This is a genomic window from Shewanella electrica, assembly GCF_022321485.1.
Lineage (GTDB): Bacteria > Pseudomonadota > Gammaproteobacteria > Enterobacterales > Shewanellaceae > Shewanella > Shewanella electrica.
On record NZ_JAKOGG010000522.1, the window covers coordinates 1 to 253 of the forward strand.

Annotated in this window: 1 protein-coding gene; it reads left to right on the plus strand. The window is 41.5% G+C overall.

Features of this window, described 5'->3' with window-relative positions:
- The coding region (locus L9G74_RS21375; protein WP_238898823.1) for a divalent metal cation transporter at window positions 1–253 on the plus strand (253 nt) is incomplete at both ends.

Genomic DNA, 253 nt, shown 5'->3' on the forward strand with positions numbered 1-253 from the left:
GTTGGTAACCCGTTTGCTCTCGGTGGCACCGGTTTTGATTTTTGCGATTTACTATCATGGTGACGAAGCCAAGATTGAAAATCTATTGACTTTCTCCCAAGTGTTCCTCAGTGTTGCGTTGCCATTCGCGGTAATTCCGTTGGTAATGTATACCAGTAGTAAAAAACTGATGGGTGAGTTTGCTAACCGTCAGTGGGTGAAGTGGTGTGCTTGGATTGCTACAATAATATTGATTTTATTGAACATTTATCTG